This is a genomic window from Prosthecochloris sp., from assembly GCA_015482705.2.
GTDB lineage: Bacteria > Bacteroidota > Chlorobiia > Chlorobiales > Chlorobiaceae > Prosthecochloris.
Map to the genome: position 1 here is coordinate 35001 of JADMLA020000022.1, position 25409 is coordinate 60409.

The 25409-nt window shown below is 46.1% G+C and carries 24 protein-coding genes (1 of these 24 only partly in view); 7 read left to right on the plus strand and 17 right to left on the minus strand.

Translation table 11 applies throughout. The annotated features are described in order from the left end of the window. Positions 1-154: the start of an HD domain-containing protein gene (locus tag QZ209_RS05095; protein WP_294345247.1), read on the minus strand. 617 nt of this gene lie to the left of the window's left edge; the window shows 154 of its 771 coding nt (coding positions 1-154); its start codon is at positions 152-154; its stop codon lies beyond the left edge, outside the window. Between the two features lie 265 nt (positions 155-419). On the opposite strand from QZ209_RS05095, the gene QZ209_RS05100 reads away from it, so the two are divergent. Then, positions 420-1730, plus strand: coding sequence for a peptidoglycan DD-metalloendopeptidase family protein (locus tag QZ209_RS05100; RefSeq protein ID WP_294345250.1), 1311 nt, complete (start codon positions 420-422; stop codon positions 1728-1730). 6 nt (positions 1731-1736) lie between these two features. Further along, on the plus strand, positions 1737-2570 hold the full coding sequence (locus QZ209_RS05105; RefSeq protein WP_294345252.1) for an NAD+ synthase: 834 nt from the start codon (positions 1737-1739) through the stop codon (positions 2568-2570). A 229-nt stretch (positions 2571-2799) separates the two neighbouring features. Here QZ209_RS05105 and nadB read toward each other — a convergent pair whose 3' ends face one another. From nadB to QZ209_RS05160, 11 genes are all read right to left on the minus strand, one after another. After that, the gene (nadB, locus tag QZ209_RS05110) at positions 2800-4395 is read right to left on the minus strand and encodes an L-aspartate oxidase (protein ID WP_294345254.1); all 1596 of its coding nucleotides are present in this window, start codon (positions 4393-4395) and stop codon (positions 2800-2802) included. Positions 4396-4414: 19 nt separating this feature from the next. Further along, complete coding sequence (locus QZ209_RS05115; protein ID WP_294345257.1) at positions 4415-5371, minus strand: DUF368 domain-containing protein; 957 nt, start codon at positions 5369-5371, stop codon at positions 4415-4417. 25 nt (positions 5372-5396) lie between these two features. Then, positions 5397-5996 carry a DedA family protein gene (locus tag QZ209_RS05120; protein WP_294345259.1) on the minus strand — a complete coding sequence of 200 codons (600 nt, stop codon included), beginning with the start codon at positions 5994-5996 and terminating at the stop codon, positions 5397-5399. A gap of 54 nt (positions 5997-6050) precedes the next feature. Further along, positions 6051-6596, minus strand: a complete 546-nt coding sequence (locus QZ209_RS05125) for an arginine decarboxylase, pyruvoyl-dependent (RefSeq protein WP_294345263.1) — start codon at positions 6594-6596, stop codon at positions 6051-6053. A gap of 78 nt (positions 6597-6674) precedes the next feature. Further along, a complete protein-coding gene (gene tyrS / locus QZ209_RS05130; RefSeq protein WP_294345265.1) occupies positions 6675-7886 on the minus strand; it encodes a tyrosine--tRNA ligase in 1212 nt (403 codons plus the stop codon). A gap of 329 nt (positions 7887-8215) precedes the next feature. Next, entirely contained in the window at positions 8216-8689 is a 474-nt protein-coding gene (gene smpB, locus QZ209_RS05135) for an SsrA-binding protein SmpB (RefSeq protein WP_294345267.1), read from the minus strand. Between the two features lie 58 nt (positions 8690-8747). Then, positions 8748-10226 carry an FAD-binding oxidoreductase gene (locus QZ209_RS05140; protein ID WP_294345431.1) on the minus strand — a complete coding sequence of 493 codons (1479 nt, stop codon included), beginning with the start codon at positions 10224-10226 and terminating at the stop codon, positions 8748-8750. Beyond that, positions 10216-12054 (minus strand): penicillin-binding protein 2, encoded by a 1839-nt coding sequence (gene mrdA / locus QZ209_RS05145; RefSeq protein ID WP_294345270.1) that lies wholly within the window; start codon positions 12052-12054, stop codon positions 10216-10218. The genes QZ209_RS05140 and mrdA overlap by 11 nt, the downstream gene beginning before the upstream one ends. Before the next feature lie 129 nt (positions 12055-12183). Continuing rightward, positions 12184-12678: a rod shape-determining protein MreD gene (gene mreD, locus QZ209_RS05150; protein ID WP_294345273.1), complete on the minus strand. Its 495-nt coding sequence runs from the start codon at positions 12676-12678 to the stop codon at positions 12184-12186. A 52-nt stretch (positions 12679-12730) separates the two neighbouring features. Further along, positions 12731-13597: a rod shape-determining protein MreC gene (mreC, locus tag QZ209_RS05155; protein WP_294345276.1), complete on the minus strand. Its 867-nt coding sequence runs from the start codon at positions 13595-13597 to the stop codon at positions 12731-12733. A 21-nt stretch (positions 13598-13618) separates the two neighbouring features. Continuing rightward, positions 13619-14524, minus strand: a complete 906-nt coding sequence (locus QZ209_RS05160; protein ID WP_294345279.1) for a cation diffusion facilitator family transporter — start codon at positions 14522-14524, stop codon at positions 13619-13621. Between the two features lie 139 nt (positions 14525-14663). On the opposite strand from QZ209_RS05160, the gene QZ209_RS05165 reads away from it, so the two are divergent. Beyond that, positions 14664-15047: a co-chaperone GroES family protein gene (locus QZ209_RS05165; RefSeq protein WP_294345281.1), complete on the plus strand. Its 384-nt coding sequence runs from the start codon at positions 14664-14666 to the stop codon at positions 15045-15047. A gap of 95 nt (positions 15048-15142) precedes the next feature. Next, entirely contained in the window at positions 15143-16108 is a 966-nt protein-coding gene (gene nadA, locus QZ209_RS05170; protein ID WP_294345283.1) for a quinolinate synthase NadA, read from the plus strand. Between the two features lie 236 nt (positions 16109-16344). Here the strand turns inward: nadA and QZ209_RS05175 are convergent, their stop codons facing one another. Then, a complete protein-coding gene (locus QZ209_RS05175; RefSeq protein ID WP_294345286.1) occupies positions 16345-16983 on the minus strand; it encodes a murein L,D-transpeptidase catalytic domain family protein in 639 nt (212 codons plus the stop codon). After that, positions 16980-17906, minus strand: coding sequence for a pirin family protein (locus QZ209_RS05180; protein WP_294345289.1), 927 nt, complete (start codon positions 17904-17906; stop codon positions 16980-16982). Before QZ209_RS05180 ends, QZ209_RS05175 begins: the two co-directional genes overlap by 4 nt. Before the next feature lie 170 nt (positions 17907-18076). On the opposite strand from QZ209_RS05180, the gene QZ209_RS05185 reads away from it, so the two are divergent. Then, a complete protein-coding gene (locus QZ209_RS05185; RefSeq protein WP_294345290.1) occupies positions 18077-18892 on the plus strand; it encodes a TIGR00282 family metallophosphoesterase in 816 nt (271 codons plus the stop codon). 3 nt (positions 18893-18895) lie between these two features. Here QZ209_RS05185 and fbp read toward each other — a convergent pair whose 3' ends face one another. Then, positions 18896-19897, minus strand: a complete 1002-nt coding sequence (gene fbp, locus QZ209_RS05190; RefSeq protein WP_294345293.1) for a class 1 fructose-bisphosphatase — start codon at positions 19895-19897, stop codon at positions 18896-18898. Positions 19898-20136: 239 nt separating this feature from the next. Here fbp and recJ point away from each other — a divergent pair, with 239 nt between their 5' ends. Together recJ and QZ209_RS05200 are read left to right on the plus strand one after the other, a co-directional pair. Beyond that, a complete protein-coding gene (recJ, locus tag QZ209_RS05195) occupies positions 20137-21849 on the plus strand; it encodes a single-stranded-DNA-specific exonuclease RecJ (protein ID WP_294345295.1) in 1713 nt (570 codons plus the stop codon). 690 nt (positions 21850-22539) lie between these two features. Further along, positions 22540-23538: a radical SAM protein gene (locus QZ209_RS05200; RefSeq protein WP_294345297.1), complete on the plus strand. Its 999-nt coding sequence runs from the start codon at positions 22540-22542 to the stop codon at positions 23536-23538. 36 nt (positions 23539-23574) lie between these two features. Here QZ209_RS05200 and QZ209_RS05205 read toward each other — a convergent pair whose 3' ends face one another. Together QZ209_RS05205 and QZ209_RS05210 are read right to left on the minus strand one after the other, a co-directional pair. Continuing rightward, positions 23575-24471: a lysylphosphatidylglycerol synthase transmembrane domain-containing protein gene (locus QZ209_RS05205; protein ID WP_294345299.1), complete on the minus strand. Its 897-nt coding sequence runs from the start codon at positions 24469-24471 to the stop codon at positions 23575-23577. Next, positions 24449-25390: a glycosyltransferase family 2 protein gene (locus QZ209_RS05210; protein WP_294345300.1), complete on the minus strand. Its 942-nt coding sequence runs from the start codon at positions 25388-25390 to the stop codon at positions 24449-24451. The genes QZ209_RS05205 and QZ209_RS05210 overlap by 23 nt, the downstream gene beginning before the upstream one ends. Positions 25391-25409 lie beyond the last annotated feature (19 nt).

The window sequence follows — 25409 nt, forward strand, 5'->3', positions numbered from 1 at the left end:
CGCATTCGGCGATTTCAGGATGAATGAATCCGCTATTGCAGTGCTCGGCAAGAATGCGTATTTCACGGACGACTCGAAGTGTATGCGCTATTTTTAGTTTAATCGGTGCTGAAAAGGTGTTGTTTTGGTCTGAAAAGCGCCCAAGGTAGGTCATGAATGTTTTGTGTAGCGACGAAAAAAGTTGGGCTGTTTCTTGTTTCTGCATCACATCTCCGTTGTGTTGGATCATCCGTAATAACAATAATCGCTCGATGCAGGTAAAAGGTTCACATCTGAACTTCCTATGTCCTACATTACAAAGGATGTGCCGTGTTCACCGAAGTTTATTGTTGTAAACCGGAAGATGATGTGTCGTTTGACTTTTTTTCCTCATATTTTTCTGAAATGTTGTTATAACAATGTGTTATGGATAGGTGTGTATGAACGAGAGTAACAGATTTACGATCAGGATATCTTCCTTGTTACAAAAAACAGTTGCTGTTATTTGCATCGCTACCGCTGTCGTGCTTGTGACCGGTGCCGATGCTTTTTCTAACCCGGAAATCGACAAGATCATGAAAGAGCGGAAAAAGCTCGAGCAGGATCTGACAGGTTTGAAAAAGCAGCTGCAGGAATATCAGACAAAACTCAAACAAACGAAAAAGGAAGAGGCGCAGTCGATACAAGCGCTGGAAAATTATAACACACAACTCAAGTTGCTCGAGGAAATGATCGCAAAGAATAACGCCAAGCTGCACAGTCAGGATATGGAGATCAAACTTCTCAAAGATCAGTATGCGAAAAACCAGAGCAGATATGAGCGGATTGCAGATGATTTCAGGCGTATAGCTGTGGCTGTTTATAAAAGTGGATCGAAACATGATATAGAGTTGCTGTTTGCTGCTACATCCATTAACCAGGCTATTGTCAGAACGCGCTATATCGGTTTTTTTTCCGAGGCTGTTGTACGGACGGTGAGCAACCTCCAGCAGACGGCGAAGGAACTCGAAAAAAACAGGATGGCCCTCGAGAGAAGTTACCGTCAAAGGTCCGGGGTCGTGAAAGAGCAACAGACCCAGGCAAAGAGCTTCTCGAAAAAGAAAAAGGAAAAGCAGGTGGTGCTCAATACTCTGCAGAAAGACAAGAAAAAGTTCACGGGAGAAATACAGGCTAACCGGAACAAACTGCAGAAGCTTCAGGCAAAAATCGAAGAGCTGATCAGAGCGGAGCAGGTTGCGATTGAAAAGGAACAAGAGCGACTGAGACTCGAAGCCGAACGCAGAAGAAAGGCTGGCCAGGTTCCTCTTGACAGTTCTTCAGAAACGGATCTGGCAAAAATCTCCAAAGATTTCGATAAGGCTGTCGGTTTGTTGCCCTGGCCGGTTGACAATGGTGTGGTTGTCAGGAAATTCGGTAAGGTTCATGATCCTGATCTACATATTGTTACGACAAACAATGGTATCGATATCTCGGTACCTTCAGGGGCTCCGGTTCGTGCTGTTTCTGGAGGAAAAATCGCGCAGATTGCATACCTGCCGACCTATGGGAATATTGTTATCATGCGCCATACCAAATCGTATCTGACAGTTTATGCTAATCTTGCTAAAATCAATGTCGCTAAGAACGACGTCGTCGCAAGTCGTGAAATCATAGGTTTATCAGGGTCCATGCCCGAAGGAGGTTCACTGGTTCATTTCGAGATATGGAAAGGAAAAGTGAAGCAGGATCCTCAGAAATGGCTTAAAAAATAGAGTACCATGAATTCACAGTGCCTACATCTCAGTTATGCTTTGGTTGAGGATATGTTGCTTGCATTTATCCGTAACGAGATCAGTAAATTCGGGTTTCGATCGGCAGTTTTCGGGCTTTCCGGAGGGATTGACTCGGCTGTTGTTTGCGAACTTGCTGCAAGAGCTCTTGGGCCAGAAAATGTTCTTGGAGTACTCATGCCTTACAGGACAAGCAGCCCTGAAAGTGTTCGGCATGCTCGCATGATGGTCGAGAAAACAGGGATTCTGTCTGAAGAGGTTGAAATTTCTCCTGTTGTCGATGCTTTTTTTCAGGGGATTCCCGATGCCGGTAACCTGCGAATGGGAAATGTGATGGCAAGGGCGAGGATGCTGTATCTCTATGATATTTCGGCAAGGGATGGCCGGCTGGTTGTCGGGACGAGCAATAAAACCGAGTTGTTGCTTGGTTATGGCACGCTGTTTGGCGATATGGCATCCGCTGTCAATCCGATAGGTGATCTTTATAAAACCCAGATATGGGGATTAGCACGCCACCTGGAGTTGCCTGAGGAGATCGTGGCCAAAACACCATCCGCGGATCTTTGGGAGGGACAAAGTGATGAAGACGATCTTGGTTTCAGTTATGGAGAAGTGGATTTGTTACTCTACCTGATGCTTGAAAAACGAATGGATAAACTTGCAATCCTTCAAGAAGGTGTCGAACAATCATTCTACGATACCGTCAGAAAAATGGTGGTGAGAAACCAGTACAAACGGATGATGCCGGTTATTGCGAAGGTATCCGCTCGAACACCCGGTATTGATTTTCGTTATGCCAGGGATTGGCAGGAGGTGAAGTAATGAATGGCAAAAGTGAGAGGGTAAAAGTCAATGGGTAATGGTGACGGAGAAAAATAGAACTTTGTGAGGTCAAGAGGCTGCTTCAAAAACGTCAAAAAGGCTGTGGGTTGTTTATTTGTCACTATAGATGCCGCATAAAGTGCGGCATGACTTTGGTGGAAAAAGACGCTGTATCCCCGTGAAATCCGAAAACCTGTTTCACGGGGCAGGATGATGAGGGGGGACATTTTCAGAACGATCGCTGCTCGGTGTCTGTGAGAAAATGCTTGTCATCGGTTTTCGGGTAGTCGGTCGTATAGTGTAATCCTCTTGATTCTCGGCGCATGATTGCTCCGTCTATAATGAGGTTGGCCACTTTGATGATGTTGCGGAGTTCGAGTATCTGGGTTGTAACCTTTGTTTTCTTGTAGTACTGCTCGGTCTCTTCCTTGAGAAACTCGATCCTTCGTTTGGCCCTCTGAAGTCTGAGGTCACTGCGTACGATGCCTACATAGTCGTTCATTACCTGCTGAGCTTCTTTTTTGTTGTGTGAAACAAGGATCCACTCTTCCGGGTTGACGGTTCCACTGTCGTCCCAATCGGGGAAAGGCGTGTCGTTATGGAGTGTTATAACAGCTTTCCTGATATCGGTATAGGCACGGTGGGCGAAAACAAGTGCTTCGAGAAGTGAGTTGCTTGCCAGTCTGTTTGCACCATGCACTCCTGTACAGGTTGTTTCTCCACAGGCATAAAGACGGTTGATGCTCGTTCTTCCGATGGAATCTGTTTTAATGCCTCCACATGAGTAATGTGCGGCCGGTACAACCGGTATCATCTCTTTTGTAAGGTCAATGCCATATTCAAGACAGGTTTCGTAGATATTGGGAAAATGCTCGATGGTTTTCTGAGAGTCGAGGTGCGTAACGTCGAGAAAAACACACTCGTCACCGGTTTTCTTCATTTCCGAGTCTATGGCGCGTGCAACGATATCTCTTGGTGCAAGATTTTCCCGTTTATCGTACTTGTGCATGAATTCCTGGCCGTTTTTCAGCTTGAGAACCCCTCCAAAACCACGGACTGCCTCTGAAATAAGAAATGATTTTGCCTTCGGGTGATAGAGTGACGTCGGGTGGAACTGAACGAACTCCATATTTGCTATTGTTGCCCCTGCCCGGTAGGCCATGGCGATGCCATCTCCGGTGGCAATGGAAGGATTTGTCGTATGCAGATAAACCCGACCCAATCCGCCTGAGGCGACCATGGTTATTTTGGCAAGTATTTTTTTCAGTTTCCTTTTTTTCGAGTCGAGCGTATATGCGCCATAACAGTTGATATCGTTGGTTTTGATGCCAAGATGGTGTTCCGTTAGAAGTTCTACGGCGAAATGGTGCTCGAGCAATGTAATGTTCTTATGAGCGTTGACTCTTTCAAGCAATGCCTGTTCGACTTCCTGGCCGGTGAGATCTTTGGCATGGACGATTCTTTTTCTTGAATGTCCACCTTCTCTGCCAAGGTCCAGGTTTTCATCATTCGTTGTCGTGAAATCGACGCCGAGCTCAATCAGCTTTTTGATATGCTGCGGGCCCTCTCTGACCATGAGAGAAACCATTTCATAATCACACAGCCCCGCACCTGCATCGAGTGTATCCTCTATATGAAGCTCGGCACTGTCGTTTTCTCCAACAGTCGCTGCAATACCCCCCTGGGCCCAGTTGGTATTCGAGGCACAGCTTTCTTTTTTTGTGATAATGGTTACACTTGCGTGGTCGGCGATGTGCAATGCAAAATACAATCCTCCGATGCCGCTGCCGATGACCAGCACATCGGTTTTGATTTCTTCTTTCATAAATGGTTATGAGGATATGTTACGAGGAGTAGTCAGCGAGGCTGTTGTGTGTTTTCGCTGATATGTATTCCAGTAAAAACACCATGATCAGTCCTACTGCCATGAATGTCATCGCGGAAATGACCATGGGATCGGATCCGGTAGTTTGAAGGTAGGTTTCCGGCATTACGTTGGATGAAAAGAGAATGGCTTTCTTGCCGTCGACCACTGTATCCGTAACAGCTACTTTCCATGGCCATACTTTTGTTAATGAACCGATCATGATACCGGCAAGCAGCATCATTGTCTGGTCATGGTAACGTTGTAAAAGCTTTGAAAGAATTCTGACGAAACCAAGCAGCCCAACAAGGCATCCCGTCCCAAAAACAGCAATGACGGCTACGTTGAACTCTTTGATGGCTTCAAGAATAAATGAGTACTTCCCCAAGAGCAGTAAAATGAAACTGCCGGATATTCCGGGAAGTATCATGGCACATATGGCGATTGCGCCTGAGAGAAAGACGAACCACCAGCTTTCGGGGGTTGTTACGGGAGAGAGGCTCGTTATTACAAGGGCTGAAAGCATTCCCAGGAGTCCGGCAGTCCAGGCGATGAGGGAATGAGTTTTTACTTTTCGAACGATAACCACTGCTGATGCGATAATGAGCCCGAAAAAAAACGAGAGCAGCAGCAGCGCATGGTTTTCGAGAAGAAAAACTATCGTATTTGACAAGGTGATGATGCTCATGAGGATACCGAGAAACAAACTCAGCAGGAAAGCTCCGTTGATGGTTTTCCAAAAAGAGTGGAACTCGAAACGGGATAATTTTCTCAGTGCCGAGCTGTTTATCGATTTGAGGGAAGCAATGAGGGTTTCATAGATTCCGGTGATGAAGGCAATGGTACCGCCGGAAACGCCAGGAATCACATCTGCCGCTCCCATCAGGATGCCTTTGATGGTTACGGGAAGGTAATATTGTACGATTTTTGAGACCATTTCGTTAACCGGTTCCGGCGCCAGTTCAGGTTGTTGTTTTTTTCTTTCTGATATATTTCAGTGAGTTGGCAACGATGATAATGATACCCACGAGAATAATATAATGTACAAAATCAACCAGATCGGGGAACAAGGCTGCAAGAAAATAACCTGCCGAAGTAAAGCAAAGTACCCAGACGACAGATCCCGATATGCTATAAAAAAGAAAAACCGGATATGGCATGTTGGCAACGCCGGCAAGTGTTGCGGTAAAGCTTCTTACCACTGGAACGAAACGTGCGAGGAAAACCGCTTTTGAACCATGCTTTTCGTAAAACCGTTCTGTTTTGTCGAGGTGTTCTTTACGGAAGAACATCGTTTCCTTTTTATTCAAAAAGGCTCGTTGAAGCTGTGAACCGATAAAGTAGCCGGTTGAATCTCCCATAATTGCTCCGAGACTGAGTGTAGCGATAACAAGTGGGAAATCGAGCTGGCCGGAGGCTGCTATCAGCCCTGCCGTAATAAGCAGAGAATCACCGGGCAGGAAAAAACCTGCAAAAAGTCCTGTTTCTGCAAAAACGATCGCAAACAGAAGTGCGTAGCCTCCCCAGATGATAAGTTCTTCAAGCGTATGAATGTCTTGCATAAAAAATAAGCCGCCATCATGGCGGCTTGGGTTTTGGTTCAACTTTCCGAGGTATCAGGGTAACAATACTGCGCAGGCGATTACGGTTGTCCATAGTCCGTTTTCACCCTCCGCTGATTGTGTGATATTGAATGAATTGATAATTTTGCCGCTCATTTTATAGATTCCTTCCCGTTCATCCCAGTCCTTGTTTGGATCAAACTCGATACCGAGAGTGGTTGCAAGCATTGTTGCGGCTAGATCTTCCGCGTACTCACCAGATTGTTCGGAAGTTTGACCGTATGGGTGGTGTTCCGAAAGGTAGCCGTAAAGTGATTCATCTGCCGGCAGTGCAACGCCAATGGATGATGCTATGAGGCGGCCATGCTCATTCGTGGAATTCCTTGCCATGACTGCAAAGGTGATTTCACCGGGAGAGAGCAGTTTCAATCCTTCTTCGACGTTCAGCCGCTTGCATTTCGGGGGAAAAATGCTCGATACGGTTACCAGATTGCATTTTTCAATTTTTGCATCTCTCAATGCGAGCTCGAAAGAGGAAAGATACTCTTTGTGTTTTCCTACACCTTTGGTGAAAAATACTCTTTCAGGTACAAATGACAACGCCGTTACCTCCGGATAATATTCGTAAATGGTACTATAAAATTCTGCAAGTATAGGAAAAAGCCGGGTTATTCTAAATCATTTTTTCATGGCAACCTTGAAAAATTTTCGTTTTCCTGCTTTCAGCACCTTCGGTTCTTTTTCTAGAGGAACCTCGAAGTTTATGTCATTGATTTTTGCTTCGTCGATCTGGATGGCGTTCTGGCTTATGAGTCTGCGCGCTTCACTTTTCGATGAGGCAGCTTTCAGTTCTACCAGCAGTTCCACCAATGGAACCGACTTGGATTCGAATGCAAATACCTCTATGTCGGTCGGTGCTTTTTTATGAACGAAAACCCTGTCGAAATGATCTTCCGCTTTTCGCGCGAACTCGGCAGAGTGATAGATCGATACGATCTCTTTTGCAAGTGTCCTTTTTGCTTCTCTCGGATTTTGCTTGATAATTTCTCCGAATAACTCGGGTGACTGTTTCGAGCTTGGTAGAAGAAGGGTGAAATAGGTTTCGATCAATTCATCCGGGATAGAAAGAATTTTTCCGTAGATATCTTCAGCGGTATCGTTGAAGCAGATCGCATTGCCGAGTGATTTCGACATTTTTTCCACTCCGAATGTGCCGATAAGCAAAGGCATGGTGATACAGATCTGAGGTTGGATGCCATACTCGCGTTGCAGATCCCTGCCGACAAGCAGATTGAATTTTTGATCTGTTCCACCCAGTTCGATATCGTTACGTAAATGGACCGAATCCATACCCTGGGCAAGAGGGTAAAGAAACTCGTGTATCGAGATCGGCTCACGCTGCTTATAGCGTTTTTCAAAATCATCCCTTTCAAGCATTCTCGCTACTGTATAATGGCTGGAGAGCCGAATGACGTCATCGAATGTCATTCGGCCGAGCCATTCCGAGTTGTAGCAGATGGTCGTTTTCTGGCGGTCGAGAATCGTTGAGGCTTGTTCAAAGTACGTTTGGCCGTTTTGTTTCGCTTCTGTTGCTGAAAGCTGTGGCCTTGTCTTGCTTTTACCGGAAGGATCGCCGATCATAGCTGTGAAATCACCGATAATGAGAATGGCCTCATGGCCCAAATCTTGAAAGTCTCTCAGTTTTCTCAATACGACTGAGTGCCCGAGGTGCAGGTCGGGCCTGGATGGATCGGCACCGAGTTTGATTTTCAGGGGCTTTTGGGTTTCAAAACTTTTGGTCAGTTTCCGTTCGAGTTCTTCTTCGCTTATAACCTCGACGGTATTACTGACAATAAGATCGAGCTGTTCTTTGACAGGTGGGAAACTCATGGTTGAAATCGTTCTTTATCTGGATTGTGACTGGTTTACATTACTCTGAAAACTAATGATAGGAGACGCAGTAATGTTCGTTGAATTACAGAAAAATGTCGGGTCGATCGGTGAAATTGTCTCGTTGTTTCACTGATGGGCATGACGATGAAGAAGATGGGTTACGCTTGGTTCTTTCCATGGTCTTTTCGGGTTTGATCCTGAAAATGACGGTTCCAGGCAGAGAAGGACCACAGGCGACCGCTGAATATTGTATAGCTGCATAATTGTGACTTTTTCGATCATTCGTTACTGATCTTTTGTTATGTTCACGGGTAGTTCCACGCGTATCAGTACTGTTGCTTCAATCTCTGTAGTTGGCGTTCGGTGTCCCGGGATTTCATGCTTTCACGTTTGTCGTAGAGCTTTTTCCCTTTTGCGAGCCCAAGTTCCAGCTTCAGAACACCTCTGTTGTTGAAAAACGCTTTCAGCGGTACCAGCGTCAACCCTTTTTGCTGCAGCTTCAATCTGAGTTTTTCTATTTCATCGCGTTTAAGAAGCAGTTTGCGGCTTCTTTTTGGATCAAGCTGTTCGATATGGTTGTGTTCGTATGCCGATATCTGCATGTTTTCCAGCCAGACCTCTCCCCTGTGAATTATCGCATAACTTTCATTGAGGCTTGCTTTTCCCTGGCGAACGGATTTGACTTCACTGCCTTTCAACGCAATACCCGCTACCATTGTATCGAGTATCTGGTACTCGTGTCTGGCTTTGCGGTTGAGTATCGTTGTTACGTATTGTGCTTTTTTTTGCTCTTTTGTCACGGCTCGGTTTTCAACCTTTCTTGAAAAAATACTGTATTGACAATGCTGAATTCACGGTTCAGGTTTGGTAGTAGTCTTCCGGAATCAGATTTCCCATGTTGAGGACAAGATGCGGGTCGAGAATCTTTTTTATTCTTACCATTTCCTGTATACCATCGTTTCCAAACATCTTGACAAGATATCCCGCCTTGAGCTTTCCAATACCGTGCTCGGCCGAAAGCGTTCCACCCAGTTCAAGGGCTTTTTCGACAAAATCGTGATAGAGTGCTTTTGCAGTAATAAACTCGTCATGGTTGGCCGGCAGAATGTTGAGATGGACATGTGCATTTCCTATATGACCAAAAATTATATAACGAAAACCATGATTTTCACAAGAATGCCGGTAAAAATTGTAAAGTTCGATGAAGGATGTGTCGGGAACGGCCATATCTGTACTGATCTTGCTTTCAGCTTGTGTACTGAGCCACTCGTTGACCTGGACCGGAAGTTCATGCCGAAACGCTTTCATCGCTCTTTGTTCATCGACGTCGAGAGCAATCCAGGACTCATCTGTCATGGCATTGAAACGTTCCATGAGTTCAAACCATGCCTCGAGTGTTTCGTCTTCTCTTTCCTGCGAGGTTTCTTCCTCGAAGAAAACAGCTCCGGCCGTATTTGCAGGGATCTCCGGGTATACCTTGCGAAGAAAACCCAGAGAGTTACAGTCGAAAAACTCCAGTGCTCTCGGGTCGACCCCCTTGGTTTTCTTTTTTGCATTGTCCACAAAATGAAACAGGTCATCAAGAGTGCTGAAATAGACAAGGCACGAGATGATTTTTTCCGGGATCGGAATGAGCTGCAGGTCAGCTTCTACAATAACGCCGAGGGTTCCTTCGGATCCTATGAACAGATCGATGAGGTCCATATCGCGGGTAGAATAATAGCCTGCGTTATGTTTCGAGGTGAGAGGGAGGTTATAGCCGGGAACTTTGATCTCCAAAGCGCCTGCGAAAGGCAGGTCGAGATGGAATGTATCATCTTTTCCGGCGCAATATTTTCCTCTCGGAATATCCACAATGTCTCCGGATGTCAGAACAACGGTAATGCGTGCTATGTGATTTCTCGTAGGTCCGTACTTGTAAGTGCGCGCACCCGATGAGTTGTTGGCGATGGTACTACCTATAAAGCATAATTTTTCTGTAGGGTCCGGAGGATAAAGCCAACCGAAGCTTTCGGCTTTTTTCTGGATATCTTCAAGCAAAGCTCCTGCTCCAACTGTCATGATGGCCTTGTTGCCGTCAGAGGTGACAGGCTTTTCTATCCAGTTGAGCTTTTCCATGGCGATCACATAGTCACCGAAAGGTATTCTGCCTCCAGTGGTGCCTGTTCCGTTACCTGCTATCACGAACTTTTTCCCGGAAGCAGCGCTTTCTCTCAGCAGTTTTGAAACATCCGTGACGTTGTCGGGAAAATACACGCCAGGCGTGTGACCGGTTTTAATATTGCTGGTATCTTCCAGAAACCCTTGAATAAGAGCAGGATCGTTTTTATAAATCATTTCTTTGCGGTTCATTGACACGGCTGTCAGTGTTTTCTGCGGCCAACGATAGACTGTCAACGGCAGTGGTGTCAGGACCGTTAACATAATAATTAATCAGTTTTCCGGCTATAGGTGCGGAAACACTTCCGCCATACCCGGCATTTTCAACAAGTACGACAATGGCAATAGATGGTTCTTCAAAAGGGGCGAATGCAACGAACCATGCATGATCTTCACCGTGCGGGTTCTGTGCTGTACCGGTTTTACCCGCTACCTTGACGTTTTTCACCGCAGCAAGTCTGCCTGTGCCTCTTTCTACAACGCCAAGCATTGCCTTGCGAACCGTTTCAAACGTTTTTTCAGAGATCGGCAGTTTATTCTTCCTGAAATCGAACGTTTCGATAATATCACTCTTGTCAGAAAGGTAGCCCTGAACGAAATGGGGTTGATACCAGGTTCCCTTGTTTGCTATTGTAGCGGTAAATGCTGCGAGCTGGAGTGGCGTAGTGTTCAGTTCGCCCTGGCCTATAGCCAGACTGACAAGATAACCCTTTGTCCATTTCCCCTTTCCATATCGCTTGTCGTAATAGTCAACCGACGGTAGGGGAGATGAACGTTCTCCGGGCAGGTCGATACCGCTGGTTTTTCCGAATCCGAACATTCTTCCATACTCGGTCCATTTTTCAAATCCGAGATCGAAGATCAGATTATAGTAATACGTGTTACATGACTCGATAATCGACCGTTCCAGATTGACCGGACCGTGTCCCTGGCCTCCATGGCACAGAAAGCGGCCTCTTCCCAATTTGAAAACTCCTGAGCAGTAAATCGTTTTTTCAGGTGTTATGGCTCTTTCTTCAAGAGCGGCAATTGCAAGCAGTAGCTTGTATACGGAACCCGGTGGATACGATGCCTGCATCGCGCGATTGAACAGCGGTTTGTCCGGGTCACGAACGATCTCGAGCCATTTTTTGCCGTCTGTCGTGCCGTTCAGAATTTCAAGGTCGTAATCCGGCTGGCTCACCATCGCAAGTATCCCGCCGTTACGGGGATCAACGGCTACCACGGCTCCTGATTTTCCGGTTTCTTTCAAAAGATCTTCGGCGAGTTTTTGAAGGCCGGCATCGAGAGTTAGATACAAGTCGTTGCCTTTGATGAACGGTCGATCCCTGGCTCCGTTTTCAAATTTTCCCGCGGACTTGCCGATTGAATTGACCAGTTCGAACCGTATGCCTTTTTCTCCTCTCAGATAGTCCTCGTATTTTTTTTCCAGCCCTTTGCTGCCTGTTTTGTCATCGGGTGTATACCCTTTTTGAGACATTTCTTCAAGCTGGTTTTTGGAAATGAAGTTCAGATACCCGAGGATGTGCGAGGCTCCAAGTTCCAGTGGATATTTTCTTTTATTTTCAACCTCTATCATCACTCCCGGCAGCTGCCAGAGATTTTCGCTAAGACGCATCATCTCCTGCGGTTCTATATCCCTTCCAACAGCAACAGGTGCGAAACGGTTGTACTTGAATCCTTTCTGTATCCTTTCCGAGAGTTCTTCGAAGGTAATGTCCAGTAGACCGGCAAGCATATTTTTTTTCAACGAGTCGGTAAACTCGGCAGGGACGACCTTAACCGAATACAGCGGTTGATTGTCGACGATCACTGTACCGTTTCGGTCGATCATCCGCCCTCTCGGGGGCTGTATCCATACTCTTCTCAGGCTGTTGGCATCCGAAATGGAACCAAGCTCCTTGTATTCGAAGATTTGAAGATAAATGAGGCGCATAAACAGGACAGCAAAGACCGCTATGACAACCAGCGAGACAGTGAGTGCTCTTTGCCGAATTTTATCCATGAGTTAAACCGTGCATTTCATTTTTTTTGAAACAGAGTAACAAACGAAGGGTAACGACATGACCGGTACAGTAAGTTGGTCAGCGTTGACCATGAATTGTCACCGCTTTCATCGTTTCTTGGATATGAACTAATTGTTGACAAGGATTTTCTTGAAAAACATTTGATAGGCAAATACTGCAACAATCATCGTCAACAACGTTGCGACTCCTATGGAATAGGTCATATGCAATGTTGTCGGTAACGACAGTACATTGATCATGAGTGTATACAATACTCTGCCGATCACGGAGGCAAGCAAAACGCCTTTGTAGTACATTTGTTTTTTCTGCCGTGAGGAGGCATGACTGTCCTCCGGGATGTAAAAATAACCGGCAACGAAACCTTCTATGGTTTTTGTAAGTGTTTCGGTTCCGATGCTGCCGCTCAGGATTCCGGTTGCGATACCTGCCATGAAACCGTAGGTTGTGCCCTGTTTCTGACCATATCTGATAGCCGTGAAAGCGATGTAGATGGTAACTATATCGGGAAAAACACCGAAAATAACCAGGCGTGATACCGCATACTGTTGTATTATGCAGAGCACGATGAGCAGAAAGGTGTCGAGGATGGTATGTTTAAACACTTTTTTCTTATTGTTTCATACGTTTAATGATCGTTTTCCACAGCTTACTGGTTCAAGGATTCGTTTGGTCAGTCTGTGAACTGTTTATCCCTGTATCCGTGGCTTCTCTCATCAAGTCAACTTTTTCCGAATCCACAGTTTTTTCGGCTACCATGACGTGAGTCAATGATGAAAAATCAACGCCCAATTCGATATTGATTCTGTAAAACTGTTTTTCAGGAATGACTTCAATGACTTTTCCCACAGGTATACCTCGAAGGGCAAACGTGCTGAAATCGGCAGTAGAGATCTTTTCTCGTTTATACATCGAGCTGCTGAGTGGAACGTAATGCATTTGTGCAATCTGTTCCTGTTCTCCGTTCCATCTGAGTATGCCATGTGTATTACTGCTGTCGGATACCACGCTGACGCTGAATTCAGAGTGAATCAACGGCATTACCTTTGCATAATTTCTCGAAACCTGAATAACCCTTCCCACCAGGCCATCGGGAGTAAGTACCGCCATATCTTTTTCTATACCCTGTTTGTCGCCAACATCGATGATCATTACGTTTTCACTTGTGTCGAACCTCCGTTCAACGACTCTTGCAGGAATAAGGTGAACAGGAGCATTATTCATAAAGGATGCTGCACGGTCGATACTGGCCGTATCCCGCAAGGCGTTGCCTTTGACAATAACGTCGGCAAGCAGTGCCGAGTTCTGCAGCGTCAATTTTTCGTTTTCCTGTTTGAGATTGATATACAAGCTTATTTCGCTCAAACCTTGTGACAATGTCGCTCTCACTTCAGTTCCTCTGGACAAGAGGCTTTTCAGTGAGTAATGTTCCTCGAATTTGATGAGGAGGCCCGCTATACCGCAGTAAAGCAGGAGCAACAGGTATGCGTTGTTGTTACTGAAAAATTTAAACAGATTCGGCACGTTATCGGAAGGTTGCTCTTGTTATTCTTTCGTCTTTTCTTTAACGAACCGTTCGTCTTCGAGCTGGATCGTTACATGATCAATATTATACTTTTCCTTCAACTCTCTATGGATGGGAGTCAGAAGTTTCTGACCTTCCTGAAGATTGTCTACCTGAAGGTGGCAGCTTAGTGCATTGATGCCGCTCGTGAGGGCCCAGACGTGAAGGTCATGGAGGTTTTGAACATGATCGAAGTTCAGTAACGTGCTTTCTATATCTCCAATGTCCAGTTCTTTCGGGACAGATTCCATAAGGACATTGACCGCTTCTTTTATGATGCCGAGTGAACTTCTCACAATGAGTACTGCAATGAAGAAACTGATAAAACTGTCCAGTGCCATCCAGCCTGTCAGCTGAATCAGAAGTGCTCCTCCGACGACACCGACCGATCCTGCAAGATCACTCACAATGTGAATATAGGCGGCCTTTACATTGACACTGTTACTCTTTTCTTTTCTCAGTGAGAATGCATTGATGCAATTTGCCGTAAGACCAATCACACCGAAAAAAAACATCTCTATTGTTTGGATTTCTTTCGGCATTGCGATACGCTTCCAGGCCTCTATGGTGATAAAGAGTGCGGTGACGCAAAGGATCACTCCGTTTATCAGTGCCGCAATGATTTCGAGCCGAAAATAACCATATGATCGTTGTTTTGTCGATGGTTTCACACTGAATTTAATGGCAAGAAAACTGATCAGTAGAGCGAAAAGATCAGTAGCCATATGCCCGGCGTCAGCTATGAGAGCAAGGCTTCCGGAAAGCCACCCTCCGACAAGTTCAACAAAAAAAATAACAGCAGTGATTACAACTGCATATTGCAATCCTTTTTTAGCTTTACCGCTCCTGAAGGTTTGTTCCGAGCGAACCCTCTCGTTATGTTCCATTCTAGATCAGAAGTGGCTTTCAACAATACGGTTGCGGGAAAATGAATATTCGAGTCATGTTAACCCGGCCGATTTGGCTGGCACCTTGATTTTATTAAATTTACCGGTTTATAGCAGTATTCAGGAATGAATTAAAATTATGAGTTTACACGTAACTGACAAATTTGTTGTTGTCGGAGACCGGGTGCTGATCAAACCTCGATCAGGCGATGAGAGAACGAAATCCGGAATCTACCTGCCGCCCGGCGTTCAGGAGAAAGAGAAGATACAAAGTGGTTACGTGCTGAAAATCGGGCCGGGATATCCTGTCGGCCCCCCTCCGGAAAGTGATGAGCCATGGATGGAGGAGATTTCAAGTCCTCAATACATTCCCCTGCAGGCAAAGGTCGGTGACCTGGCGATATTTATTCAAAGCAGCACTCATGAAATCGAGTACGAGGGGGAAAAATATCTCATTGTTCCTCACGCGGCGATATTGTTGCTCATCAGGGAAGACGATGAGCTCGAGTATTATCTGAAGTAACTGAACCTCCGATTTGAGTTTCACGTTTTTTTGAGTTGTATCGAACATAGCCGCTCCGGAAGGACCGGGTTCTGAAGAATTTTTTTTGGTTTATCATGATAGCTTTTGGTGGAAATAACGATATATCAACCGATGCGCAGGCAAAAGAGTTCGTTCGGCGCATTGAAAAACTGAAACAGGAAATGCGGGCAATAATTCTTGCCCACTATTATACGGTTCCCGAAGTGCAGGATGTAGCGGATATCGTCGGGGATAGTCTTGCTCTTGCCCGTGCTGCGGAGAGTACCAAAGCCGATGTGATTGTTTTTGCAGGTGTGTATTTCATGGGAGAAACGGCAAGTATTCTCAATCCCGGCAAGCTTGTGCTCATGCCGGATGACCATGCAGGGTGTCCACTTGCAGACAGTTGTCCAATCGAGGAGTTCAGGGCGTTCAAGAGTGAATATCCTGAGGCATTGGTCATAAGCTATATCAACTCAACTGCTGAAATCAAAGCTGAATCGGACATTATCTGCACCTCTTCCAATGCAGAGCATATCGTTCGGCAAATTCCTGAAGATAAGGAGATTATTTTCGGCCCGGACAGGAATCTCGGCAGTTACGTCATGAGGAAACTCAACAGAAAAATGATTCTCTGGCAGGGCTACTGTTATGTTCACGAAGCGTTTAGCTGGGGGGTCGTTAAAGAAACGGTCGAGGCACATCCCGGAGCTGAACTTATCGCTCATCCTGAATGCCGTGAGGATTTGCTGCAACATGCTGATTTTATAGGATCTACCAGTGGATTGCTCGAGTACGCAAGGCGGAGTTCGAGCAAAACGTTCATTGTTGCCACAGAGCCGGGTATTGTCCATGAAATGCAGAAACGTTCACCTCAAAAAACATTTGTTCCTGCTCCCAAAGATGCTTCTCAGCCCTGGAGTACCTGTACACAGATGAAACAGAATACTCTTGAAAAACTTTGGCGCTGCATGGAAACCCGTCAACCGGAGATAGTCGTTGAAGAATCTCTGCGCCAAGCAGCCCTGAGGCCCATCCGGCGTATGCTCGAAATGTCCTAGGATTCCTTGAAAATGGTCCTTTTTGCCCATTTTTGTGTCGTGTTCAGACTTCCTTTCCAACGCATTCAAACATACGCTCTGCTTCGTCGTCTGAACACTCTTTGATCTTGAACGAAAAACCTCATTTTTGAGGCATCCTCGCTCATTGTGCACTACGGACTATTTTCATGTCACTTGTTTCTCACTTGCCCTTGAACCCTTCGCTGCTGTTATTCAAGGTGATCGTTTTCATCTCGTCACTTTTCATTTGTTTCTGCTTCTCCATGCGCATAAACGAAACCACCTCTGCCGAGTGTATCGACGACCTGCTGGATTTTAGCGGGATTGACCACAAAGCAGCCGTTGCTTCGGCCGATTCTGGGCCCGTTGAACGTCAGAAGGTTCTCGAAAATGACGGGTATGGAGACGTAGCTTGCCGAGTGGAAGACAATGTCTCTTTTGAACGCGTTGCTGTTTTTCAATGAGTCGAGCCCGTGAAGCCTTATGGCAAGTCCGTGATCTCCCTTGTACACGTTTCCTGTTTTATAGAGGCCGAGGCTACTCATGTTCGAGCCGGAGATGTTTGAAAATTTCCGTGCTTTGAGAGTGCCGCTTTTTGCTGCATGTGCAACGTGATAAAAGCTTTTCGATTCGAAGCTCGTGTCGATAATGAGCATACGTTTGAATAGGGATGGCTTTGTATAATCCACGATAGCCAGGTACTGTGGGGCACTATCATGGGGATGAGTGCTTCTGTATTGAGATACAGCCCTGTATGCCGACTGGATTGCTTCATCCGAAACAGCAGGTAGGGAGAACAGGAGCCCGAAAAGTATGACTGTGGAAAGAAGGACAGTTGCGAAACCGAATGCAATGAGCTGGGTTTTTCTTGTCATGTGTCTGTCTGGTGTTCCTTGAGGAATGTTCCGTTACTGTACTCTTCAAATGCTGTTTGCAGTTCTTTGCGGGTATTCATGACAATCGGCCCATGCCAGGCGATAGGTTCGTGCAGAGGATTGCCTGAAATCAGCAAAAATCTCACAGGACTGTTTTCGGTCGACACATGTACATGATCTCCTCCGTCACTATCGTAGAGAACCAGAGTTTCATTGTCCATAAGCGGCCCGGTTTCCATATCAAAGTAATTCACGCCTGCTGTGTCAAAAGAAAACGGTTCTGTATTGTGACTGAAATAACCTTCTCCGGCGATGATATAGGTGAAAGCGGTATGACCTTCTTGTATAGGATGACTCCAGGTTCTTCCGGCAGGCAGTGTGACATCGAGGTACTCCGGGTCGGTAGTAATTCCTTCGACCGGTCCTGTGACTCCTTCTGCTTTTCCACAGATAACGCGAACAGATACGCCGCTTTGCAGGTGTATCTCCGGAATTATCTCTCTGGTAATGTTCCTGTAACGGGGCGGTATCATTTTTTGAGAAGCAGGAAGATTCGCCCAGAGTTGGAAACCGGCAACACCGCCCTGACTATTGCCGAAGGGCATTTCTTCGTGGATTATTCCGCTGCCGGCGGTCATCCACTGAACTTCTCCCGGATGGATCACACCTTTGTTTCCTATACTATCATGATGCTGAACGCTTCCGTCCAGAAGATAGGTGATGGTTTCGATACCTCGATGCGGGTGCCATGGGAACCCTTTGAGATAATCCGGTGGATTGTCGGATCGGAAATCGTCGAGAAGAAGAAACGGGTCGAAAAGGGGGATCTGGCTGAACCCGAATGCACGTTTAAGCGTAACTCCGGCCCCTTCGGTAACCGGTGTGCTTTTAAAAACTTTTTTTATTGCTCTTGGCTTTTCCATGTCAGCTTTTCCATTCTTTCGGCGAAACATGTCATATAAAAAACAATGCATGTGTTTCATTCGTTCAGCCCGATATTTTTCGGGCGTAATGCATGTATCTACAATAGATTGTGTAAATTCATCCAAACTACAGGTCGGTATCCGGTCTTGAAAAATTGTATAAGCTTATCATGGGAAAAAAAACTGCTACTATTCTGTTTATTGGAGATGTCGTCGGTAAACCCGGCCTGCAAATTGTCGGTCATCTTTTGAAAGGACTCATTTCGAAGCATTCCATAGACTTTGTTATCTGCAATGGTGAGAATACTCATAACGGTAAGGGAATCAGTAAAGAAGCCTTGCACCAGTTGAAAGAAGCGGGAGTCGATGTTATTACCGGCGGTAACCATACATGGAATAATTTCAACTTTTTCGAAACACTCAAAAGTGATCCTTCTGTCATACGTCCCCTGAATTATCCAAGAGGGGTATACGGAAAAGGGTATGGTATTTTTCGTATGGGTAACGGCCTTGGCGATATAGCTGTAGTGAATCTTCAGGGAAGAACATTCATGTCTCCGATCGAATGTCCTTTCAGAACGGCTGACTGGGTGATAAAGCAACTCAAAGACAAGGTTTCCAGTATCGTTGTCGATATGCATGCAGAGGCAACAGCCGAAAAAATTGCATTGGGCTGGTACCTCGATGGAAGAGTATCGGCAGTTCTCGGTACACATACGCATGTGCAGACGGCTGACGAGAGAATATTACCAAAAGGAACGGCGTATTGCTCGGATGTCGGTATGACGGGGCCTTTCGAGTCGATTATCGGTATGCAGATCAAAGCGGCAACGGATCGCTTTCTCTACCAGACGCCTCATAAATACGAATGTGCCGAAAATGACGTTCACCTTTCGGCCGTACTTCTCCAACTCGATGTTGAAACGGGAAAAGCTACCGGTATCAGCAGAATTTTCTATCCGGACTTCAATCGGGGAAATCTCTGACTTTTACCTTTTCCCCTGTTCGAACTCTTCGGCAATGAGGACGTCATTTTCACTGCCGATATACAGCGGGGTCCTCTGATGCAGTTCTGCGGGATCGATATCGAGAATGCGTTCTCTTCCATTGGTGGCTCTTCCTCCAGCCTGTTCGCAGATGAAGGCAAGTGGATTTGCTTCGTACATCAAACGGAGTTTCCCTGCAGGATGCTTTTTCGTTGCAGGATAGACAAAGATGCCGCCAGTAAGAAGGTTGCGGTGGAAGTCTGCGACGAGTGAGCCTATGTATCGTGTGCTGTAAGGTCTGCCGGTTTCACTATCCTCTTCTTTCAGGTAATCGATATAGTTGATTGTGGAATCATGCAGTTGGTGCAAAGAACCTTCATTGATCGAGTAGTATTTTCCCTGTTTCGGTGTCGTGATGTTTTCATGAGAAAGCAGGAACTCGCCGATGGTTGGGTCATAGGTAAAACCGTGCACACCATGTCCGCTGCTGTAAACCATCACCACGGACGATCCGTAGATCACGTAACCTGCAGCAACCTGCTGTGAACCTTTCTGTAAACAGTCGTTTATATCCGCTTTTTTGGGGTTGTCGCCCGTCAGGCGGTAGATTGAGAAAATTGTACCGACACTGACGTTGACGTCTATGTTGGATGAACCATCGAGCGGATCGAAAAGAAGAACATATTTACCTGTTTCGTTTCTGGGCGGAGCAATCGTCCCTTCGTTTTCCTCAGAACCCATGATCGCAAACCTGCCATGCTGGCCGATCGCATTGATGATTTTATCATTTGCAAACAGGTCGAGCTTTTTTACCTCCTCTCCCTGGACATTCGTCGTTCCGGCCATACCGAGGATATCGACCAGTCCGGCACGAACCACCTCTCTTCTGACAAGCTTCGCGGCAAACGCTACATCGTATAGCAAATCAGTCAGTTCCCCGGTAGCGTGGGGATTGAGTTTCTGTTCTTCGACAAAGTGTCGTTCGATGGTGATCAGTTTGTTCATCTGTTCTTGTCTGGATGGATTCGGAAATGTTTCTCTCTATTCGGTCGCTTGCTAATGTACTGTTTTTTTCCAGGCATTTCAAGGGTTGACGCTGAAGCGAAGTAATGCTGCGGAAGTCAATTCCGATGCACGACTTCTGTGGTAAGGCAATCGTTCGGAAAAAGCAATTTGTCCTCCCGTAATGAAATGGTTATATAAACCGGTGGTAATTGATACTAGAAGTTCATCACCCTGATCTCATGAAACGATATCGATGGAATATTCTCGTGTCGGACGAGGAGAAGTCGGCAAAACTTTCACGTGACATTAATGTCAGTCTGCCAATAGCAAGAGCGCTGTACAACCGTGGAGTTATTGATTTTGATGATGCGAAAGAGTTTTTCAGACCGAGTCTCGATTCGTTGCCGTCACCGTTTCTTTTCAAGGATATGCAGAAAGCCGTCGAGCGGGTTCGAAAAGCTGTGGAAACCGGAGAAAAGATTCTCGTCTATGGCGACTATGATGTGGATGGTACCACCGGAACGTCGCTTCTTTATCTCTTTTTGCAGTCATTGGGAGCAGAGGTATCATTCTATATCAATGACAGGTTTACGGAAGGATACGGTTTGTCCGAAGCAGGGGTTGCTCAGGCCGTGAAGCTTGAAACATCGCTGGTCGTTACGGTTGATTGTGGCATACAGGCATACCGTGAAATAGAAATGCTGGCTGCGGAAGGTATAGAGGTGATTGTCTGTGACCACCATGAACCCGAGCCCGAAACACTGCCTCCGGCACACGTGATTCTCAATCCAAAAGTACCGGGCTGCGGTTATCCGTTTCGCGAACTCTGCGGTTGCGGAGTAGCCCTGAAACTGATCCATGCTTTTGCCGAGTCCATGAGAAAACCATCAGAAAAGTGGCTGCAGTATGTCGATCTCGTTGCTATTGCAACTGCAGCAGATATGGTGCCTCTTGAAAAAGAGAACAGAATATATATGCACAAGGGAATGGAACTTCTGAAGAAAAAACCACGTGCAGGGATCCAGGAAATGCTTTCCTTGATGGGAATAGATGCCGGCTTGCTGGGGACGGGGCATATCGCTTTTGGAATCGCACCGAGAATCAATGCCGCCGGCCGTTTGCATACGGCGAGAACGGCAGTCGAGTGGCTTATCGCCGGCTCAAAAGATGAAGCACGGGTTCATGCAGCAGAGCTTGATCGTTTGAACAAAGAGAGGCGACAGATCGATAGCGGTATGCTTAAAAGTGCCGAAGCTATGGTTGAGGGTCACTTTGCCAGTTTCTGTTCGTCGATCGTGCTGTATAATGAAGAGTGGCATCTCGGTGTTCTTGGGATTGTTGCGTCCCGGTTACAGGACAAATACTATCTGCCGACAGTCATCATGGGTGGAAGTGACGGGGTGGTTAAAGGGTCGGTGCGAAGTGTTCAGGGACTCAATATTTTTGAGGTTTTGCAGCGATGTGACCGTTTTCTCGAAAAGTTCGGAGGTCATGATGCTGCGGCGGGCATCACGCTCAAACCGGAAAATATTCCCGGGTTCCGTAAGCTGTTTGACAGGATATGTTCTGAAAAACTTTCACTCGAAAAGCGGCAGAAAGAACTGCAAATCGATTCCCGTTTATTGCTCGAGGATGTTACCGGTAAATTTCTCAATGTTTTGAAACAGTTCGGCCCCTTCGGGCAGGGTAACCGGGAACCCTTGTTTTACAGCTCGAATCTCAGGCTTTCGGGATTGCCGAGGTTGTTGCAGGGCAAACATGTTAAGTTCGCCGTGAAAGATATATCAGGAGGGATTCACGATGTTATTGCTTTCGGCAGGGAAGACATTTATCGTGAACTCGAACGGGGTTCACGCAGGATGTTCTCCATGGTATATTCGCTTGATGAAAATGAGTGGAACGGTCGAAAAAACGTACAGCTCAAACTCAAGGATATTGGATTCGATGAATGAGTTTCTCTTCGATGTCTTTGTGATTCATAAACAGTATACTTCATTTTTTCCCTCTATGTTGGTGGAAGACATGGCTGATAATTATCGTCTTTTCACTTTTGTTTTTCATTTGTTTTTGTACAATGTTTTGTTTTAATGTGAAATACGCGTATTATTAGTGTGTTATGAATATGATTTATATTGCTTCGATATATTATCAGTATTCGTCTTGAGCACCTTGGTTCCCCATTAGTACCCGTTATAAGTGTGTATCTATGTATTCTGTGCATCACTGAAAAGTGAATACACGGTATGTGGCTTTGTATGTTTACCTGCAAATTGGGAGACATCATGAATAATTACGTTTTGCACATCAAAAACCAGCATCCCATTCATGTGACTTTTAAAGACAAGGCACAGAGGAGCAATTTCCTGAGAGAAAGTGAGAACATCTTGACCTTGAACACAGAAAAAGGTTCGATTTTCGTTTCTACTTCGAGTTTTGTGGCATTGATTCCACAGACTATAGAGCATAAGGCAACAACTGAAACGAAAAAAGATGACAACGAATGATCACGACGATCGTACAATGCCTTGATTGCTGAGGTTCACTATGGTAATATAGTGTTATATTCCGGTGAAGAAGGTTTCGTTATATCGGTATGGTCGTACCAGAGTTGCTGCCCGATTAAGAGATAAGTACAATCGAAAATGCACGTCGAAGAGCTTCTGAAAAAAACACGTTCAGGTGATGTACTATCCCGCAAGGAGCTGGTGTATTTGCTTGATTTGGCACCGGATTCCATGGAATCCTCTATGGTCATGGCTGAAGCAAACCGCTTTTCAAAGGAATTGTCGGGAGGGAAAGCCGAGGTTCATGCACAATTTGCCGTTAATCTCGCTCCCTGCCCGTACGATTGTCTTTTTTGCTCTTTTGCAAAGGTGAACGGTGTTTTCAACGAAGCAAAAGAGCTGAGCCCCGAAAGAGCGGTGGATCATGCTTGTCAGTTCGAGCGTGATGGGGCAAATGCCGTATTTTTGATGTCGACGGCTACGTACCCGTTCGAGCGCTTTATCGAAGTGTCACAAGAGGTGAAGAGGAATCTGCAGCCGGAAACAACCCTGATTGCAAATGTCGGTGACCAGACGCTCAAGCATGCTTTTAAACTCAAGGATACAGGATTTTCGGGAGTGTATCATGCGGTTCGTCTACGTGAAGGCAAGGATACCCGTCTATCGATAAAGAACCGAAAAGAAAGTATCCTGAATTTCAAGGAAGCCGGTCTTGAAGTGGGGACATGTGTCGAACCGGTTGGGCCCGAACATACAAATGAGGAGTTGGCCGAGATGATAGAATTCACGGCCTCTTTCGATCCCGCTTACAGCGGAGTAGCCAGAAGGATTCCCATACCAGGTACGGTTATGGCCAAAGGAGGAATGATCAGTGAACTTCGTATGGCTCAGATCGTCGCGGTAACCAGGTTGGGAATGCCGCAATCGGTCATGGGAAATTGTACGCATGAACCCTGCACTCTGGGAGCTATCGGCGGGGCTAATCTTTTTTGGGCGGAAGTCGGAGCCAATCCAAGAGATACAGAACAAAATACAGAACATGGCAGGGGAGAGACGGTCAGTAGCTGTCATGCTATTTTCAAAGAAAGCGGCTGGGATGTCGACAATGGTCCGTCACGTTATTACAGGAGTAGCTGAACTGGACGTTGAGCGAGATGATGGAGATTCTCTTCCTCATAACTCTTTTTCCCTATTTTCATATTTTTCGCCCGGTCTACCTTGCAGGAACATGCCGATAAGTGCTGAGAGAGCGCCAATTGCAAAGAAAATAAGTGAGAGGGCTACGCCGGCATTCGTGTCGAGTCCGAGAGGCTGCAGCAGGTAGAAGAAGGTTATTTCCCTTGCTCCGGCACCGCCTACGGTAATCGGCAGAACTACGGCAACCGTTGAAACAAGGAAAACTGCAAGGTAGTCGATATGGTTAGACGGCACGGAAAGCGCCAGAAGAATGAACCAGGCCGAAAGCGCTTGAGCAGCCTGAATCAGTATGGATTCCCCTGCGGTAATCAAAAAGATACTGTTGAATTGCCTGTAAAGAAGTCTTGTAAGCAACCACGATAACGGGTAGGAAAGTGCGATGACAGCGTAGGTTGCAGGAACATACTCACCATAAAGATTTGCGAAGCCACTCGGTATGAGAAATACTGCTGTCAGAAATGCCAGCGCGACGACTCCGGCAACCCGGTCCCAGAACACCGCGTTGAAAACATTGACCATTTTGATGCTGTGGTTCTTTTGCAGGATGTAAATCTTGTAGCCGTCACCCCCTATGCCGCCAGGAAGAAACATGTTGTAAAACATCCCAAGATAGTAAAGCTGAAGATTATAGAGCTCCCTGAGTTGCAGACCGATTGCCCTGAAAAATCTGTTCAATCTCAGTGCGTTGAGAATTTTCGAGATGTTGAATACCACGAAAGCAAGCATCAGATAAAGCGGGTTGGCCGTACTGATGATTTCCAGAAGCTTTTCCGTATCGGTTTTTATCAGGACTATGGACAGCGCGATACACGATATGAGGAGTTGAATGATTGTCCTGACAAGTTTTTTCTTACTGATGCTCTTTTTTATCAACTATTTCTCTTATGATATAGGGTTTCTTGTTCTGGGATTCATAGTAGGTTCTCATAATAAACTCTGCAATGAAACCCGTTGTGATCAACTGGAGGCCGGTGAATGTCAGAATCACGCCGAGCATCAAGAGTGGGCGTCCTCCTATCTCTTGCCCAATGAGCTTGACGACGAGAAGGTAGAGGTTGATCGCGATGCCCAGAAAAAGAGCGAGAAAGCCCAATGTTCCGAATAGGTGCATCGGTTTTTGGCCGAATTTCTGGAAGAAGACCATGAAAAGAAGGTCGCTCAATACCTTGAAAGTTCTACCGATGCCGTATTTGGAAATACCGTACTGCCTTGCGTGGTGTTTGACATCCATTTCGGCCATGCGTGCGCCGTAAAGCTGAACGAGCACAGGAATGAAGCGGTGAAGCTCTCCATAGAGCCCGAGGTTTTTGGCCACCTCTTTTTTGAAGACTTTCAGGGTACAGCCGTAATCCCTGATATGCACGTCCGTCATGGTCCTGATAAGGGTATTGGCGATTCTACTCGGGATTTTTCGGAGAAACATACCGTCTTTTCGACCTGCTCTTCTGCCTGCTATGACGTCGAGATCGTTATCTTCAAGATAGGAGATCATGGCCGGTATATCGGTCGGATCGTTCTGCAGGTCGCCGTCCATAGTCGCTATCAATTCGCCTCCGGCGTGGTCGATGCCTGCAGCGAGGGCCGTTGTCTGCCCGTAATTTTTATTGAAAATCAAAATTTTCGTGTTCTTTGGAGCGAATTTTTTTACCGTCGATACGGTTGCGTCTGTCGAGCCGTCATCGACAATGATGATTTCGTGTTCGATACCGGACAATGCTGATTCGAGTGCTTCAAAAAGCGATTCGATACTTTCTTCCTCGTTCATCAACGGTATGACAACCGAAAGTTTCATAAAGCAGGGTTTATTGAGC

Bases quoted from the DNA above. Each gene is read 5' to 3' on its own strand.
- QZ209_RS05100 (WP_294345250.1), top strand. From the start codon at position 420: ATGAACGAGAGTAACAGATTTACGATCAGGATATCTTCCTTGTTACAA.
- QZ209_RS05105 (WP_294345252.1), top strand. From the start codon at position 1,737: ATGAATTCACAGTGCCTACATCTCAGTTATGCTTTGGTTGAGGATATG.
- nadB (WP_294345254.1), bottom strand. From the start codon at position 4,395: ATGAAAGAAGAAATCAAAACCGATGTGCTGGTCATCGGCAGCGGCATC.
- QZ209_RS05115 (WP_294345257.1), bottom strand. From the start codon at position 5,371: ATGGTCTCAAAAATCGTACAATATTACCTTCCCGTAACCATCAAAGGC.
- QZ209_RS05120 (WP_294345259.1), bottom strand. From the start codon at position 5,996: ATGCAAGACATTCATACGCTTGAAGAACTTATCATCTGGGGAGGCTAC.
- tyrS (WP_294345265.1), bottom strand. From the start codon at position 7,886: ATGAGTTTCCCACCTGTCAAAGAACAGCTCGATCTTATTGTCAGTAAT.
- QZ209_RS05140 (WP_294345431.1), bottom strand. From the start codon at position 10,226: ATGATTTATAAAAACGATCCTGCTCTTATTCAAGGGTTTCTGGAAGAT.
- mrdA (WP_294345270.1), bottom strand. From the start codon at position 12,054: ATGGATAAAATTCGGCAAAGAGCACTCACTGTCTCGCTGGTTGTCATA.
- QZ209_RS05160 (WP_294345279.1), bottom strand. From the start codon at position 14,524: ATGGAACATAACGAGAGGGTTCGCTCGGAACAAACCTTCAGGAGCGGT.
- QZ209_RS05165 (WP_294345281.1), top strand. From the start codon at position 14,664: ATGAGTTTACACGTAACTGACAAATTTGTTGTTGTCGGAGACCGGGTG.
- nadA (WP_294345283.1), top strand. From the start codon at position 15,143: ATGATAGCTTTTGGTGGAAATAACGATATATCAACCGATGCGCAGGCA.
- QZ209_RS05175 (WP_294345286.1), bottom strand. From the start codon at position 16,983: ATGACAAGAAAAACCCAGCTCATTGCATTCGGTTTCGCAACTGTCCTT.
- QZ209_RS05180 (WP_294345289.1), bottom strand. From the start codon at position 17,906: ATGGAAAAGCCAAGAGCAATAAAAAAAGTTTTTAAAAGCACACCGGTT.
- QZ209_RS05185 (WP_294345290.1), top strand. From the start codon at position 18,077: ATGGGAAAAAAAACTGCTACTATTCTGTTTATTGGAGATGTCGTCGGT.
- fbp (WP_294345293.1), bottom strand. From the start codon at position 19,897: ATGAACAAACTGATCACCATCGAACGACACTTTGTCGAAGAACAGAAA.
- recJ (WP_294345295.1), top strand. From the start codon at position 20,137: ATGAAACGATATCGATGGAATATTCTCGTGTCGGACGAGGAGAAGTCG.
- QZ209_RS05200 (WP_294345297.1), top strand. From the start codon at position 22,540: ATGCACGTCGAAGAGCTTCTGAAAAAAACACGTTCAGGTGATGTACTA.
- QZ209_RS05210 (WP_294345300.1), bottom strand. From the start codon at position 25,390: ATGAAACTTTCGGTTGTCATACCGTTGATGAACGAGGAAGAAAGTATC.